Source organism: Ideonella sp. (genome assembly GCF_041918995.1).
In the GTDB taxonomy this organism is placed as follows: Bacteria; Pseudomonadota; Gammaproteobacteria; order Burkholderiales; family Burkholderiaceae_C; genus Ideonella.
In genome coordinates, this window is sequence record NZ_JAYRUN010000024.1 from 1 (window position 1) to 16,499 (window position 16,499).

Annotated in this window: 11 protein-coding genes; all 11 read left to right on the forward strand. The window is 73.3% G+C overall.

Going from position 1 to position 16,499, the window contains the following annotated elements; all coding sequences use genetic code 11:
* Nucleotides 1-4,453 (forward strand): PA14 domain-containing protein (locus ACE3UN_RS17725; RefSeq protein WP_374676315.1); only part of this gene is annotated, 4,453 nt, incomplete at its 5' end.
* A 96-nt stretch (nt 4,454-4,549) separates the two neighbouring features.
* Nucleotides 4,550-5,365: a Crp/Fnr family transcriptional regulator gene (locus ACE3UN_RS17730; protein ID WP_374676316.1), complete on the forward strand. Its 816-nt coding sequence runs from the start codon at nt 4,550-4,552 to the stop codon at nt 5,363-5,365.
* A gap of 458 nt (nt 5,366-5,823) precedes the next feature.
* Nucleotides 5,824-7,170 (forward strand): guanine deaminase, encoded by a 1,347-nt coding sequence (gene guaD / locus ACE3UN_RS17735; RefSeq protein ID WP_374676317.1) that lies wholly within the window; start codon nt 5,824-5,826, stop codon nt 7,168-7,170.
* Between the two features lie 41 nt (nt 7,171-7,211).
* On the forward strand, nt 7,212-8,756 hold the full coding sequence (locus ACE3UN_RS17740; RefSeq protein WP_374676355.1) for an ABC transporter ATP-binding protein: 1,545 nt from the start codon (nt 7,212-7,214) through the stop codon (nt 8,754-8,756).
* Entirely contained in the window at nt 8,743-9,819 is a 1,077-nt protein-coding gene (locus tag ACE3UN_RS17745) for an ABC transporter permease (protein WP_374676318.1), read from the forward strand. Before ACE3UN_RS17740 ends, ACE3UN_RS17745 begins: the two co-directional genes overlap by 14 nt.
* Complete coding sequence (locus ACE3UN_RS17750; RefSeq protein ID WP_374676319.1) at nt 9,816-10,736, forward strand: ABC transporter permease; 921 nt, start codon at nt 9,816-9,818, stop codon at nt 10,734-10,736. The genes ACE3UN_RS17745 and ACE3UN_RS17750 overlap by 4 nt, the downstream gene beginning before the upstream one ends.
* Before the next feature lie 82 nt (nt 10,737-10,818).
* A complete protein-coding gene (locus ACE3UN_RS17755; RefSeq protein WP_374676320.1) occupies nt 10,819-11,976 on the forward strand; it encodes a BMP family ABC transporter substrate-binding protein in 1,158 nt (385 codons plus the stop codon).
* A 212-nt stretch (nt 11,977-12,188) separates the two neighbouring features.
* Nucleotides 12,189-12,965: an ABC transporter substrate-binding protein gene (locus ACE3UN_RS17760; protein ID WP_374676321.1), complete on the forward strand. Its 777-nt coding sequence runs from the start codon at nt 12,189-12,191 to the stop codon at nt 12,963-12,965.
* A 67-nt stretch (nt 12,966-13,032) separates the two neighbouring features.
* Complete coding sequence (locus tag ACE3UN_RS17765; protein ID WP_374676322.1) at nt 13,033-13,848, forward strand: amino acid ABC transporter permease; 816 nt, start codon at nt 13,033-13,035, stop codon at nt 13,846-13,848.
* On the forward strand, nt 13,845-14,588 hold the full coding sequence (locus ACE3UN_RS17770; RefSeq protein WP_374676323.1) for an amino acid ABC transporter ATP-binding protein: 744 nt from the start codon (nt 13,845-13,847) through the stop codon (nt 14,586-14,588). The genes ACE3UN_RS17765 and ACE3UN_RS17770 overlap by 4 nt, the downstream gene beginning before the upstream one ends.
* 808 nt (nt 14,589-15,396) lie before the next feature.
* A complete protein-coding gene (locus ACE3UN_RS17775) occupies nt 15,397-16,443 on the forward strand; it encodes an adenosine deaminase (protein WP_374676324.1) in 1,047 nt (348 codons plus the stop codon).
* Nucleotides 16,444-16,499 lie beyond the last annotated feature (56 nt).

The following is a 16,499-nucleotide window of genomic DNA, read 5'->3' on the forward strand; positions in this document are numbered from 1 at the left end:
CCGTGCGTGCCGCGCCGGCATCGCGGCGGGGGTGCTGCTGGCGGCCCTGGCCGCGGCCTGCGGCGGCGGCGACGCGGGCCGCGCGCCCGACGCCGCCGCTGCGCGCCCGCCCGCGACCGGAGCGTCCGACGCGCGCCCCGGGGTGCGCAGCGCCGCGCAGCCGGCCGAGCGCCCCCGGCCGGCCAGGGCCGTGCCGGCCGACGCCGCCGAGCGCGGCCTGTTCTCGCCGCTGGCGAACTGGCCGCTCATCGCGATCCATGCGGTGCTGCTGCCCGACGGCCGGGTGCTCACCTACGGCAGCGACGCCGCCGGCCGCCAGACCGGCTACTTCGTCTACGACGTGTGGGACAGCACCCAGCCGCCCGATGCCGGCCACCAGGTGCTGCCCAACACCACTGGCACCGACCTGTTCTGCAGCTCCCAGGTGCTGGTGCCGCTGGGGGGCGACCGGCTGCGGCCGCAGGTGGTCATCTCCAACGGCGACAACTGGGACGGGGGCATGGCCACCAACACCGGCAACGACCGCAGCAGCCTCTTCGACGTGGCCGGCAACACGCTGACCCGCGGGCAGGACACGCAGCGCCAGCGCTGGTACGGCACGTCCACCGTGCTGCGCAACGGCGAGGTCTACATCCAGGGTGGCTGGGAGGGCATGGACCGGCCCGAGATCCGTGGCGCCGACGGCCGCTACCGGCTGCTGGACGTGGACACCAGCGCCCTGGATTTCTACTACCCGCGCAATTTCCTGGCGCCCGACGGCCGGGTGTTCGGCATCGACAGCCACGGCCAGATGTACCACGTGAACACCCAGACCGCCCGGCTGCGGCTGGCGGGCCGCATCGGCGACGGCATCCATGGCACGGACTCGAGCGCGGCGATGTTCCGCCCCGGCCGCATCCTGCAGTTCGGCGGCTTCTCGGACCAGTCCATCGTGATCGACATCAACGGACCCGCGCCGGTGCTGTCCGGCCAGGCGCCGATGGCCTCGCAGCGGCGCCTGGCCACCGCGACCGTGCTCGCCGACGGCCGGGTGCTGGCCACGGGCGGCAGCCCGGTCTGGAACGACCTGCGCGACGCCGCGCTCGATGCCGAGCTGTGGGACCCCGCCACCGGCCGCTGGACGCCGGGCGCACGCGCGGCCGCGCCGCGGCTGTACCACTCCACCGCGCTGCTGCTGCCCGACGCCACCGTGCTGGTGGCCGGCGGCGGCGCACCCGGTCCGGTGGACAACCTCAACGCCGAGATCTACTACCCGCCCTACCTGTTCACCCCCGGCGGCGGATGGGCGGCGCGGCCGGTCATCACCGCCACGCCCGATTACCTGCGGGTGGGCCAGACCGTGGCCATCGACGTGGCCGCCGACCGCCCGGCCGCCCGCGTGGCGCTGGTGAGGACCGGCGCGGTGACGCACAGCTTCAACATGGACCAGCGCTTCCTCGAGCTCAGCTTCCGCGCCGAGGCGCAGGGCGCTGGCCGGCAGCGGCTGCATGTGCAGGTGCCCAGCCAGGCCAACCAGGTGCCGCCGGGCTGGTACCTCGTGTTCGTGATCGACGACGCCGGCGTGCCGTCGGTGGCGCGCATCCTCAACCTGGGCGTGTCCACCGGGCCGGACCCGGAGGTGAGCCCCGTGCTCACGCCGCCGCCACCGCAGAGCACGCCGGTGGGGGCGACCGTGGACCTGGCCCTGCAGGCGAGCGACCCCAACGGCGACACGCTGCTGTACAGCGCCGCCGGGCTGCCGCCCGGGCTGGCCCTGGACACGCGCACCGGCCGCATCACCGGCGTGCCCACCCGTGCCGGCCGCCACGACGTCGCGCTGGCCGTGTCCGACGGCCTGAACAGCGCCAGCGCGCAGCTGGTGTGGACGGTGGAGGGCGGCGTGCCGCTGGTGCTGGAGCCGCTGGCGCCGCCCGAGCTGGTGCTGCGCGGCGAGCGGCTGGACGTGCAGGCCAGCGCCAGCGGCTGGCAGGTGCAGTACCGCTGGCAGTTCGGCGACGGCACGGCGCCCACCGCGTGGTCGGACAGCGGCACCGCCAGCCACACCTACAGCCGCCCGGGCGTCTACACCGTGACGCTCACCGTGCGCGACGGCTTCGGCACCGAGCAGTCGCAGTCCTTCGTGCAGCGGGTGGGGCTGCCGCCCACGCCCGGGGGCGTGGCCACCCGCTCCAGCGGTCTGCTGGCCGAACCCGGCCGGCTGTGGGTGGTGAACCCGGACAGCGACAGCGTCAGCGTGTTCGGCCTGCCGGGGCAGGGCCGCATCGCCGAGATTCCGGTGGGCGCCGAGCCGCGTGCCATCGCGCGTGCCGCCGACGGCCGGGTGTGGGTGGCCAGCCAGCGCGGCGGCAGCCTGAGCGTCATCGACCCCGCGAGCCTGGCCGTGCAGGCCACGCTGATGCTGCCGCGCGGCAGCCAGCCGGTGGCGCTGGCCCTGTCGCCCGGCGGTCAGCTGGCCTACGTGAGCCTGGCCGCCAGCCAGCGCCTGCTGCGGCTGGACACCACCAGCTTCGCCCAGACCGGGGAACTCGCGCTGCCCGGCGGCCCGGGGGGGCTCGCCGTGTCGGCCGATGGCACGCGCGTGTACGTGTCGCGCTTCATCACCCCGCCGCTCACCGGCGAGGCCACGCTGCAGGTGCAGCCGGCCGCGGGCGACGGTGGCCAGGTGTGGCGCGTGGACGCCGCCGCCATGGCGCTGGCCGGCCGTTTCGTGCTGCGCACCAGCACCCGCGCTGACGGCGAGAACCAGGGCCGCGGCGTGCCGAACGCGCTGGGCGCCCCGGCGATCAGCCCGGATGGCAGCCAGGCCTTCGTGCCGTCCAAGCAGGACAACGTGCAGCGCGGCCTGCGCCGCGACGGGCTGCCGCTGACATTCCAGAACACCGTGCGGGCGGTCAGCTCGCGCCTGCTGCTGGACGCCGGCCGCGAGGACCTGGCCGGCCGCATCGACCACGACAACGCCAGCGTCGCCAGCGCGGCGCTGTTCGACCCGAGCGGCGTGCTGCTGTTCGTGGCGCTGGAGACCAGCCGCGAGGTGGCGGTGATCGACGCCCACGCGCGGCAGGAGCTGCTGCGCCTGCCCGTGGGCATTGCGCCGCGGGCGCTGGCGATGTCGGCCGACGGGACGGCGCTGTACGTGGCCAACCACCTCGACCGCAGCGTCAGCGCCTTCGACCTGCGGCCGCTGCTGCAGCACGGCCGGCTGTCGGTGCCGCCGCTGCACGAGCCGCTGGCGGCCGTGGCCACCGAGCCGCTGCCCCCGCAGGTGCTGCGCGGCAAGCAGCTCTTCCACGACGCCCGCGACACCCGGCTCGCGCGCGACGGCTACCTCAGCTGCGCCGCCTGCCACCACGAGGGCGGTCACGACGGCCGCACCTGGGACATGTCCGACGCCGGCGAAGGCCTGCGCAACACCGTCTCGCTGCGCGGCCGGGCTGGCCTGGCGCACGGGCCGCTGCACTGGAGCGCCAGCGCCGACGAGGTGCAGGACTTCGAGGGCCAGATCCGCCGCCTGGCCGGCGGCACCGGGCTGATGGCCGACGCCGACTTCCTCGCCGGCACTCGCAGCCAGCCGCTGGGCGACCCGAAGGCCGGCATCAGCGCCGACCTCGACGCGCTGGCCGCCTATGTGGCATTCCTGGCCAGCAGCGCGCCCAGCCCGCATCGCCCGGCCGCCGACGCGCCCAGTGCGCGCGCCCTGGCCGGCCGGGCGGTGTTCGCCGCCAAGGCGTGCGCCAGCTGCCACGGGGGCGCCGGCTTCACGCTGTCGGCCAGCCGGGGCCTGCAGGACATCGGCACCCTCACCGAGGCCAGCGGCCAGCGCCTGGGGGGCCCGCTGGCAGGCATCGACATTCCCGGCCTGCGCGACGTGTGGGCCACCGCCCCCTACCTGCACGACGGCTCGGCGCCGACGCTGGACGCAGCGCTGGCGGCTCACCAGGGCCTGCAGCTGGCGCCGCGCGAGCAGGCCGACCTGGTGGCCTACCTGCGCGAGATCGGGGGCGACGAGCCGGCGGCGCCGGAGCCGGGGCGCGGCCTCGCGGGCAGCTATTTCGCCAACCGGCAGCTCGCCGGCACGCCGGTGCTGCAGCGCGTGGAGGCGGTGGACGCGGACTGGGGCGCAGGCCCGCCGGGGCCCGGTGTGCCGGCCGACGGCTTCTCCGTGCGCTGGAGCGGGCTGATCGAGGCGCCGGCCAGCGGCACCTACCGCTTCCAGACCCTGTCCGACGAGGGCGTGCGGCTGTGGGTGGACGGCCGGCGGCTCATCGGCCACTGGACCCCGCATGCCGCCACGCTCGACACCTCGGACGCGATCACGCTGAAGGCCGGTCAGCGCGTGCCGCTGGTGCTGGAGTTCCAGGAGGTGAGCGGCCCGGCGCTGGTGCGGCTGGCGTGGCGGCTGCCGGGCACCGAGGTCTTCGTGCCGGTTCCGGCGCTGCGCCTGCATCCGGCTTGATCTGGCGCCGGCCAGGCGGCGGGCGCGCTTGACGTGGCGCAACCCGGCCGGTGCGCCGCTGCGTGACAGTGGCGCCGAAGCTGACCGACGCCCCGGATGACCGTGACCACGCCCGCGCCCCCCCCCCGCACCGCCCCCGCGGCGGGGCCGCCGCGGCCCGCCGCCGTGGCGCCCGCCCCGGCCGCCGGCCGCGAGCCTGCCGCCCTGGTGGGCGACGCCACCCGCCTGCCGCTGCCCGACGCACGGGCCTGGGGCGCGCTGTTCGCCGGGCCGGCCCTGTCGGCCTGCCAGGCCGAGCGGCTCGCGCCGCTGGCCCGCGTGCGCCGCCTGACCGCGGGCCAGGCGGTGTTCCGCCAGGGCGAGCCGGCGTGCAGCCTGGTGGCCCTGCTCCAGGGCGACGCCGCGCTGGGCCGCATGGACGCCCAGGGCCAGTTCCGCACCGAGCGGCACCTGTGCGGCCCCGCCTGGCTGGACGCCAGCGCGGCCTGGCTGGGGGCGCCCCGCGCCCACGATGCCCGGGCCCTGGGCGCCGCCACCCTGCTGGAATTCGATGCCGATGACCTGGCCGAGGCGCTGGAGCAGGCCCCGGGCCTGGCCACCCAGTTCGTCCGCGTGCTCGCCAGCGAGGTGCGCACGCTCACCCGCCATGCCCAGGCGCTCATGCACCAGGATGCGCCCGCGCGCTGGGCCGGCTGGCTGCAGGCCCATTGCCAGGACGTGCCGGGCGCGCCCGAGCGCGGCCTGGTGCAGCTCACGCTGCGCAAGCGCGACATCGCCTCGCAGCTGGCCATCACGCCCGAGACGCTCTCGCGCCTGATGCGCAGCTTCACCTCGCAAGGGGTGATCGAAGTGGCCGGCTACACCGTCCACGTGCTCGACCGCGCCCGCCTGGCCGCCCTGGCGGCCGGCTGACGCCCTCGGGCTCACCCTGAGCCCGCGGAGGGCCGACATGCCTTCGCGTTCGGCCTGAGCCTGTCGAAGGCCCTCCCTCGCCACAGCTCTCCCGCGTCCCCGGCACCCCCGACACCCGCCCCGCCGGGCGATTTCGGGAGCGGCGAGAAGCGCAGGGCGGCCGGCAGCGCGCCGGACCGGCGCGACTCGTTCTCTGACTCGCCGTCCGGTGTCTGAGCGCAGTGAACGTCAGTGAGCGCAGCGAGTTCGGCGGCGTGCCGGCTGGCCGAGCATCGCAGCGGACCCTCGGCCGCCAGGCCGAGGGCGCGGACGCATGAGCCCGGTGGGGCGGGTGTCGGGGGGGCCGTGCGCCGACGTCGGCGTGCGGGCCCTTCGACAGGCCCGGCCCGAGCCTGTCGAAGGGCCCAGGCGGAACGGGGAGCGACGCCGGCCACCGCCCCGGGCCCCACAATGGCGCCATGCCCGACGCCCCCACCCGCCTGGCCCTGCGCGGCGACCTGCTCGACTTCACGGGCACGCCGGCGCTGGACGAGCCCGCCAGCCCGGCCGTGCGCTTCCGGCCCGACCACTGGCTGCTCGTCGAGGACGGCCGCATCGCCGGCGCGCTGCCGGGCCCCACGCCGCCGGGCGAGGACTGGGCGCGCGAGGACCACCGTGGCCGGCTGCTGATGCCGGGCTTCATCGACACCCACGTGCACTGCCCCCAGCTGGACGTCATCGCCAGCTACGGCAGCAGCCTGCTGGACTGGCTGGACACCTACACCTTCCCGGCCGAGCAGCGCTTCGCGGATGCCGCCGCGGCGCGCGCGGGCTCGGCCCTGTTCCTCGATGCGCTGCTGGCGCACGGCACCACCGCCGCGGCGGTGTACCCCACCGTGCACGCCGGCTCGGCCGACGCGCTGTTCGAGGCGGCGGCCGCGCGCGGCATGCGGCTGGTGACCGGCAAGGTGCTGATGGACCGCCATGCGCCGCCGGCGCTGTGCGACGACGTCGTGGGTGGCCAGGCCGACTGCGAGGCCCTGATCGCCCGCTGGCACGGCCGTGGCCGGGCCGCGTACGCGGTGACGGTGCGCTTCGCCATCACCAGCACCCCGCCGCAGCTGGCCATGGCGGGCGGCCTGCTGCGGCGCCACCCGGGCCTGTACATGCAGACCCACGTCGCCGAGAACCGCGACGAGGTGCGCTGGGCGGCCGAGCTGTTCCCCGAGGCACGCAGCTACCTGGACGTGTACCACCGCGCCGGCCTGCTCGACGAGCGCGCCATCCTGGCGCACGGCATCTGGCTGGACGACACCGACCGCGCCCTGCTGGCCGACACCGGCGCCCACATCGCCCATTGCCCCACCAGCAACCTGTTCCTCGGCAGCGGGCTGTTCGACTGGGCGGCGGCGCGGGAGGCGGGCGTGCGGGTGTCGGTGGCCACCGACGTCGGGGGCGGCACCACGCTGTCGATGCCGCGCACGCTGGCCGAGGCCTACAAGGTGCAGGCGATGCAGGGCTGGCGGCTGTCGGCCTGGGCGGCGCTGCATGCGGCCACGCGCGGCGCGGCCGAGGCGCTGCAGCTGGGCGGCGAGATCGGCAGCCTGGAGCCCGGCCGCCTGGCCGACGTGGTGGCCTGGGACTGGTCCCACGGCCCCGTGGCCGCGCACCGGGACCGCCTGGCGCAGGCGCAGGCCCTGCATGCCCGGGTGTTCGCCTGGATGACGCTGGCCGACGAGCGCCAGGTGGCGGCCACCTGGGTGGCCGGTGTGCCGCGCTGGCGACGAGCGCCCGATCGCGCGCCGCAGGTGGCCGCACTCGGGTGACAATCCAGGGTTTGTCCCTCGCGCGCACCGCACCGGCCGGCATGTACCGCCTCGAACTCCAAGGCATCACCAAGCAGTACCCCTCGGTGCGCGCCAACGACGACGTGTCGTTGCGCGTGGCGCCGGGCGAGATCCACGCCGTGCTGGGCGAGAACGGGGCCGGCAAGTCCACCCTGATGAAGGTCATCTACGGCGCCACCCAGCCGGACGCCGGCCGCATCCTCTGGGACGGCCAACCGGTGCAGGTGGCCAGCCCCGCGGCGGCCCGCGCCCTGGGCATCAGCATGGTCTACCAGCATTTCTCGCTGTTCGACACGCTGACCGCGGCCGAGAACGTGTGGCTGGGCCTGGACAAGGCGCTGTCGCTGGCCGACGTGACGCGTCGCATCCGCGAGGTGGCCGAGGGCTACGGCTTGGCCGTGGACCCGCTGCGGCCGGTGCACTCGCTCAGCGTGGGCGAGCGGCAGCGGGTGGAGATCGTGCGCGCCCTGCTGGGCCGGCCGCGCCTGCTCATCCTGGACGAGCCCACCTCGGTGCTCACGCCGCAGGCGGTGGAGCGCCTGTTCGTCACCCTGCGCCAGCTCAGCAGCGAGGGCTGCAGCATCCTCTACATCAGCCACAAGCTCGACGAGATCCGCGACCTGTGCCACCACTGCACCGTGCTGCGCGGCGGCCGGGTGACAGGCGAGGTGGACCCCACGCGCGAGACCAACGCCAGCCTGTCGCGCCTGATGATCGGCGCGGAGCCGCCGGCCCTGGCGCGCCGCGGCCCGCATGCGGGCGACGTGGCGCTGGAGGTGCGCGGCCTGTCGCTGCCGCAGGTCGATCCCTTCGGCGTGGCGCTGGAGGCGGTGTCGCTGCAGCTGCGCGCGGGCGAGGTGCTGGGCATCGCCGGTGTGTCCGGCAACGGCCAGCAGGAGCTGATGGCGGCGCTCTCGGGCGAGGACCGCCGGGCACCGGCCGGCAGCGTGCGCCTGGGCGAGGCCGACATCTCGCGCGCCTCGCCGCGCGAGCGCCGTGCCCGCGGCCTGCACTTCGTGCCCGAGGAGCGCCTGGGCCGCGGCGCCGTGCCGGCCATGAGCCTGGCGCAGAACACGCTGCTGACCCGCGAGGAGGCCGTGGGCCGCACCGGCTGGCTGCACCTGGGCGAGACCCGGCTGCTGGCCATCCGGCTGATCGAGCGCTTCGGCGTCAAGGCGCCGGGGCCGGACGCCGCGGCGCGGTCCCTGTCCGGCGGCAACCTGCAGAAGTTCCTGGTCGGCCGCGAGATCGACGCGCGGCCGCAGGTGCTCATCGTCGCGCAGCCCACCTGGGGCGTGGACGTGGGCGCCGCCGCGCAGATCCGCCAGGCCCTGCTGCAGCTGCGCGACGAGGGCTGTGCGGTGCTGGTGGTCAGCGAGGAGCTCGACGAGCTGTTCGAGATCTGCGACCGGCTGGTGGTCATCGCCCGCGGCCGCCTGTCGCCGCCGGTGCCCATCGCCGAGGCCACGGTGGAGCAGGTGGGCATCTGGATGTCCGGGCTATGGCCCGGCGCGGATGGCGCAGCCTCGGACGGTGCGCGGGAGGTGGCCCATGTGGCGGCTTGAAGCGCGCCCCCAACCCTCGCGGGCGCTGTCGTACGCCTCGCCGCTGATCGCCCTGGCGATCACCGTGCTGATCGGCGTGGTGCTGTTCGCCGCGCTGGGCAAGGACCCGCTGCGCGGCCTGCAGGTGTTCTTCGTGGAGCCGCTGAAGAGCGCCTACGCGTTGTCCGAGCTGTCCGTCAAGGCCGTGCCGCTGGTGCTCATCGCGCTGGGCCTGGCGGTGTGCTTCCGCGCCAACGTATGGAACATCGGCGCGGAAGGGCAGTTCGTGGTGGGTGCGCTGGCGGCCGGCTGGATGGCCATGCAGGCCGGGCCGGCCACGGCCTGGCTGGGCGCGGGCATGGTGGCCCCCGTGCTGGTGGCGGGCGCGGTGGGTGGCATGGCCTGGGCGGCCATCGTGGCCCTGCTGCGCGACCGCTTCAGCGCCAACGAGATCCTGGTCAGCCTGATGCTGGTGTACGTGGCCGACCTGCTGCTGGCCTGGCTGGTGTACGGGCCCTGGAAGGACCCGGCGGGCTACAACTTCCCGCAGACCATCACCTTCGATGCCACCACCCGCGTGCCGCGCCTGGTGCAGGGCCTGCGCATGAACGCCGGGGTCGTGGTGGCGGTGGTGGCGGTGGCGGCGCTGTGGGTGTTCATGTTCCGCACCTACCGCGGCTTCGCGCTGCAGGTGGGCGGGCAGGCGCCGGCCGCCGCGCGCTACGCGGGCTTCTCCTCGCGCCGTGCGGTGTGGACGGCGCTGCTGCTGTCGGGCGGGCTGGCCGGGCTGGCCGGTGGGCTGGAGGCGGCCGGGCCGCTGGGCCAGCTGACGCCCTACGTGCCGGCCGGCTACGGCTTCGCGGCCATCATCGTGGCCTTCGTGGGCCGGCTGCACCCGGTGGGCATCGTGCTGTCGGCGGTGCTGATGAGCATGTTCTACATCGGCGGTGAGCTGGCCCAGTCGCGCCTGGGCCTGCCCAAGGCACTCACCGGCGTGTTCCAGGGCCTGCTGCTGTTCGCGCTGCTGGCCTGCGACACCCTGATCCACTATCGCCTCGTCCGCTCGAAGGGAGCCCGGGCATGAACGAGATGGCGCTGCTGCTGGCGGCCACGCTGAACGCCGGCACCGTGCTGGCCATCGCCGGCCTGGGGCTGCTGCTCAACGAGCGGGCCGGCATCGTCAACCTCGGCGCCGAGGGCATGATGCTGGTGGCCGCGGTGGCGGGCTTCGCCACGGCCGTGCACACCGGCTCCGACCTGCTGGCCTTCGCGGCCGGCATGGGCGCGGGCGCACTGATGGCCGCCGCCTTCGGCGTGCTGGTCATCTGGCTCAACACCAACCAGTACGCCAGCGGCCTGGCCCTCAGCCTGTTCGGCGCCGGCTTCTCCGCCTTCGTGGGCATCGGCTACGTGCAGGAGCGCATCGGCGAGCGCACCGTCTTCGCGCTGCCGCTGCTGGCCGACATCCCGGTGCTGGGGCCCGCGCTGTTCCGCCACCATCCGCTGGTGTATGGCGCCATCGCGCTGGCGGCCGGCCTGGCCTGGTTCCTGTACCGCTCGCGCGCCGGGCTGGTGCTGCGCGCAGTGGGCGAGTCGCCCGAATCCGCGCATGCGCTGGGCTACCCGGTGCGGCGCATCCGCCTGGCCGCGGTGGTGGGCGGCGGTGCGCTGTGCGGGCTGGCGGGCGCCTACCTGTCGGTGATCTACACGCCGCTGTGGGTGGAGGGCATGGTGGCCGGCCGCGGCTGGATCGCCCTGGCGCTGACCACCTTCGCCACCTGGCGGCCGGCACGCGTCCTGCTTGGCGCCTACCTGTTCGGCGGCGTCACCATGCTGCAGTTCCACCTGCAGGGTGAGGGCGTGGAGATCGCCAGCCAGTGGCTGTCCATGCTGCCCTACCTGGCCACCATCGTGGTGCTGGTGCTCATCTCGCGCAACCCCGCGTGGATACGCGCCAACATGCCGGCCTCGCTGGGCAAGCCGTTCTTCCCGGGGCAGTGAAGCGTGCCTCCCCTCGGCGCCGCGCTTTGACGGCGGCGTCCCATTCGTGAACCCTTTCTTGACGACGACACGGAGTCCTGACATGACCCTCTCGAAGCGAACCTTCCTCACCACCGCCGGCCTGCTGGGACTGGCCGCCACCGCCGGCCTGGTCGGCTGCGGCAAGAAGGAGGAGGCCGCTGCGCCCGGGGCGGCCAGCGCCGCCGCCTCCGCCCCCGCGGCCAAGCCCGAGCCGCTGAAGATCGCCTTCGCCTATGTCGGCCCGGTGGGCGACGGCGGCTGGACCTTCGCCCACGACAACGGACGCAAGGCGCTGGAGAAGGAGTTCGGCGACCGCATCGTGACCAGCTTCGTCGAGAAGGTGCCCGAGGCCGCCGACGCCGAACGCGTGTTCCGCGACATGGTGGGCCAGGGCAACACGCTGGTGTTCGGCACCACCTTCGGCTACATGGAGCCCATGCTCAAGGTGGCCGCCGACACGCCCAACGTGAAGTTCGAGCACGCCACCGGCTACAAGACGGCCGAGAACCTGCGCACCTACGACAGCCGCACCTACGAGGGCGCCTACATGGCCGGCGTGGTGGCCGGCGCCATGACCAAGAGCAACACGCTGGGCGTGGTGGGCTCCATTCCCATCCCCGAGGTGATCCGCAACATCAACAGCTTCACCCTCGGCGCGCAGAGCGTGAACCCGAAGATCAAGACCAAGGTGGTCTGGGTCAACGAGTGGTTCAACCCGCCCAAGGAGACCGAGGCCGCCACCGCGCTGATCAACGGCGGCGCCGACGTGCTCATGCAGAACACCGATTCCGCCGCCGTGCTCAAGACCGCGGAAGACAAGGGCAAGCGCGCCTTCGGCTGGGATTCCGACATGACCGCCTACGGCCCCAAGGCCCACCTCGGCTCGGCCGTCATCAACTGGGGCCCGTACTACGTCAAGGCCACGCGTGACGTGCTGGACGGCACCTGGTCCACCGGCAAGGCCTGGTGGGGCGTGAAGGAAGGCGCGATCGATTTCGTGGGCATCGCCGAGGACGTGCCGGCCGAGACCAAGGCCCGCGTCGAGCAGATCAAGGCCGGCCTGAAGGACGGCAGCTTCGTGATCTGGAAGGGCCCCATCGTGGACAACGCCGGCAAGGAAGTGCTGGCCAAGGACGCCGTGGCCGACGACGCCTTCCTGGGCGGCATCAAGTTCTACGTCAAGGGCGTGGACGGAAAGGTGCCGGGCGACGGCAAGTAAGCCGGCGCACCCCTTCCGCCGCCCAGGCCGCCGGCACCCGCCGTGCGGCCTTTTTGTCGCGCGGCGCGCCCGCGCCGCACCCCCGGGCAAGCCCCGATGTGACGATTCTTGCTAGAGCCCCGGTGCCGCGCATCCCGGGTAGTAGGATGCGCGGCACCTACTTTTCCCTTATGGCCCGCATCCCGGGCCGCATTGAAGCGAGGAGATCCCCCATGCCGCGTCTTTCTTCCCTGACGGTCACCGCCGCCGCCGTGGTGATGCTGTTCGGTGCCGGTGCCGCGTCGGCCCGCAACATCGACGCCATCAAGAAGTCGGGCACGATCATCGTGGCCACCGAGGGCCAGTACGCCCCCTTCAACTTCTTCGAGGGCTCCAAGCTCACCGGCTTCGAGGTCGAGCTGATGGAGGGCGTGGCCAAGAAGATGGGCCTGAAGATCGAGTGGAAGACGCTGGGCTTCGACGCCCTGCTCACCGGCCTTGGCCAGGACCGCTGGGACGTGGTGATCGCCTCGCACGGCATCACCGAGGAGCGCGCCAAGGCGGTGACCTTCACCAACCCGCACTACTGCTCGGGCGGTGCCATCGTCACCAAGAACCCCGACCTGAAGACCGCGCAGAGCCTGGCGGGCAAGGTGCTGGCCGTGCAGACCGGCACGTCCTACCTCGAGTCGGCGCAGAAGATCCCGGGCGTGAAGGAAGTGAAGAACTTCCCCAAGGACCCGGATGCCCAGGCCGCCGTGATGTCCGGCCGCGCCGACGCGTGGGTGACCGACAAGTTCGTGGCGCTCGACGTGCTGAAGAACAACAAGAACACCGGGCTGCGTGCCACCGGCATGCTGTTCGTGGAGAAGATCGCCGCCGCGGTCGCCAAGGGCAACCAGGGTGTGGCCGATGCCTACAACAAGGCGCTGGCCGACTACATGGCCAAGGGTGGCGGCTACGAGACCCTGACCATGAAGTACTTCGGCGAGGACGTGCGCTGCAAGTGATGCGCGCCCCGGGGCGCCCCCGGGCGCCCCGGCCGAGGACCTCTTTCCCACGGCCAGCCGTCTGTCCATGATTCTTCCTGTCCCCGGTTGGCCCGCGGGCTGGTCGCGCGAGCGGCGCAGCCTGGCCACCATCGTCACCGCCTCCCTCGCCCTGCTGGCCGCCCTGTGGGTGGCGGCCAGCCTCATCGCCCTGGCACCTGCGCCCATCGGGCCGAACGCGAAGTTCTTCGCCGAGGGCATGGTGGTCACCATGCAGCTCACCGTGGTGGCCAGCATCGCCGGCGTGGTGCTGGGCCTGCTGGCCGCGCTCGGCAAGACCTCGCGCATGCGGCCGCTGCGCTGGGTGTGCGGCTTCTACATCTGGGTCATCCGCGGCACGCCGCTGCTGGTGCAGATCTTCTTCGTCTACTTCGCGCTGCCGGTGCTGGTCGAGGCGATCGGCTGGGAGTGGCTCACGAATGCCTCGCGCATGTCCGAGTTCACCGCCGCCGCGCTGGCGCTGTCGCTCAACGTGGGCGCCTACAACGCCGAGGCGTTCCGCGCCGGCCTGCTGTCGGTGCCGCGCGGGCAGTTCGAGGCCGCACAGTCGCTGGGCCTCAGCCGCTGGCACACGCTGCGCGACATCACCTTCCCGCAGGCCTTCAAGGTGGCCCTGCCGCCGCTGGTGAACAACGTGGTGGCACTGCTGAAGGATTCTTCGCTGGCCTACTCCATCGGCGTGGTCGAGCTCACCAACGTGGGCGCGCGCGTGCAGTCGTCCACCTTCCAGCCCGTGCCCATCCTGATCACCACGGCCATCCTCTACCTCGTGATGACCACGCTGCTCACGCAGATCACCAACGGCATCGAGCACCGCTTCGACATCGAGGGGCGGCAGTCATGACCGGCTCCGCCCCGCTCATCACCGTGGACAAGGTCAACAAGCACTTCGGCCCCGCCCATGTGCTGCGCGACGTGTGCACCCATTTCAACACCGGCGAGGTGGCGGTGGTCATCGGCTCGTCGGGCTCGGGCAAGAGCACGCTGCTGCGCACGCTGAACCGCCTGGAAAAGCACGACAGCGGCCGCATCGTCATCGACGGCATCCCGGTGGACGACGACCCGAAGCACCTCAAGGCGCTGCATGCCGAGGTGGGCATGGTGTTCCAGCAGTTCAACCTGTTCCCGCACCTCACGGTGCTGGACAACGTGTCGCTGGCGCCGCGCCGGGTGCGCGGCCTGAAGAAGGCCGAGGCCGCCGAGCGCGCCATGGGGCTGCTGGAGAAGGTGGGCATGCAGGCGCATGCGCACAAGCACCCCTTCCAGCTCTCGGGCGGGCAGCAGCAGCGCGTGGCCATCGCCCGCGCGCTGGCCATGCAGCCGCGCATCATGCTGTTCGACGAGCCCACCTCCGCGCTCGACCCGGAGATGGTCAAGGAAGTGCTCGACGTGATGAAGGGCCTGGCCGCCACGGGCATGACCATGATCGTGGTGACCCACGAGATGGGCTTCGCACGCGAGGTGGCCGACCGGGTGCTCTACTTCGACAAGGGCTGCATCCTGCAGGACCGCCCGCCCGAAGACTTCTTCGACCGCCAGGACAACCCGCGCATCCGCGCGTTCCTGGGGCAGATCGGGCACTGATTCCCTTCCCACCGTTCGGTCCGAGCCACCCCGGCCGTTCGGCCTGAGCTTGTCGAAGGCCCCCGCACGCCGAGGTGGGTGCCAGCCCGCACCGGCACCCACCCCGGCCGGCTCATGCGTCCGCGCCCTCGGCCTGGCGGCCGAGGGTGCCCTGCGATGCTCGGCCGCGGGTCGCGCGGCTCAACTCGCTTCGTTCGCTGCGCTCTCTGCGCTCGGACAGTCGCCGCGAGTCAGTGCACGCAGCGCGCTGGCGCGCGCCGACCCGCGTCCTGCGCTTCTCGGCGCTCCCAAATCGCCGGCCGGGGTGGGCACCGGTGCGGGCGGGTGAACGGCTCGTCCTGTCAGGGGCCTCTTCGACAAGCTCAGGGCGAACGGGGAGGGCTGCGCTTGCTCACGCATCGTTCGGCCTGAGCTTGTCGAAGGCCCTCCCTCGCCGCCGCACCCACGCATCCCCGGCACCCCCGACACCCGCCCCGCCGGGCGATTTGGGGAGCGGCGAGAAGCGCAGGACGGCCGGCAGCGCGCCGTGTCGGCGCGCCTCGTCCTCTGACTCGCCGTCCGGTGTCTGAGCGAAGCGGGCGGCAGCCCGCGCAGCGAGTTCGGCGGCGTGCCGGCCGGCCGAGCATCGCAGCGGACCCTCGGCCGCCAGGCCGAGGGCGCGGACGAATGAGCCCGGTGGGGCGGGTGTCGGGGGGGCACGCGCCGGCCTTGGCGTACAGGGCCTTCGACACGCTCAGGCCGAACGGAAGGCAGGGGCCCTCGAGTGGCGGGACAATGGCGCCGCTGCCATCGCCACCTCCCATCCGCCATGCCTGATTTCGACCGCATCCCCCGTGACCGGCTGCCCGCGCTGCTGCGCCAGATGCCCAAGGCCGAGCTGCACATCCACATCGAGGGCTCGCTGGAGCCGGAGCTGATCTTCCGGCTGGCCGAGCGCAACGGCGTGGCGCTGGCCTACCCCAGCGTGCAGGCGCTGCGCGAGGCCTACGCCTTCACCGACCTGCAGAGCTTCCTGGACATCTACTACGCGGGCGCCAGCGTGCTGCTCAAGGAAGCCGACTTCTTCGACATGGCCTGGGCCTACTTCGAGAAGGCGGCGGCGGACAACGTGGTGCATGCCGAGCTGTTCTTCGACCCGCAGACCCACACCGAGCGCGGCGTGCCGATCGAGGCGGTGATCCTCGGCCTGCACCACGCCTGCCAGCGGGCCCATGCCGAGTTCGGCATCACCAGCCGGCTCATCCTGTGCTTCCTGCGCCACCTGAGCGAGGAAGATGCCTTGCGCACGCTGAACGCGGCCCTGCCCTACCGCGAGTACGTCGTGGGCGTGGGGCTGGACAGCTCCGAGCGTGACCACCCGCCCGAGAAGTTCGCCCGCGTGTTCGCGCGCTGCCGGGAGCTGGGGCTGCACGTCGTGGCCCACGCCGGCGAGGAAGGCCCGCCGGCCTACATCGACAGCGCCATCGACGTGCTGAAGGTGGAACGCATCGACCACGGCGTGCGCTGCGTGGAGGACCCGGGCCTGGTGGCCCGGCTGGCGGCGCTGCGCATGCCACTCACCGTGTGCCCGCTGTCCAACGTGAAGCTGTGCGTGTTCCCCTCGCTGGCGGCGCACAACCTGCCGCAGCTGCTGGACGCGGGCTTGGTGGTGACGATCAATTCGGACGACCCGGCCTACTTCGGCGGCTACCTCAACGACAACTTCGTGCAGACCTTCGCGGCCTTGCCCCAGCTGGGCGCACGACAGGCCTACACCCTGGCGCGCAACAGCTTCGAGGCCAGTTTCGTGGACGCGCCGGCCCGGGCCGAATGGCAGCGCCGGCTGGACGAGGTGTTCGCCGCGGCCGCGGTGTGAGCGCGCCGGTGTGCTGCCTGGCCGCGCTGCCCTGATGCGTGCGGCTTGCGTCCTGC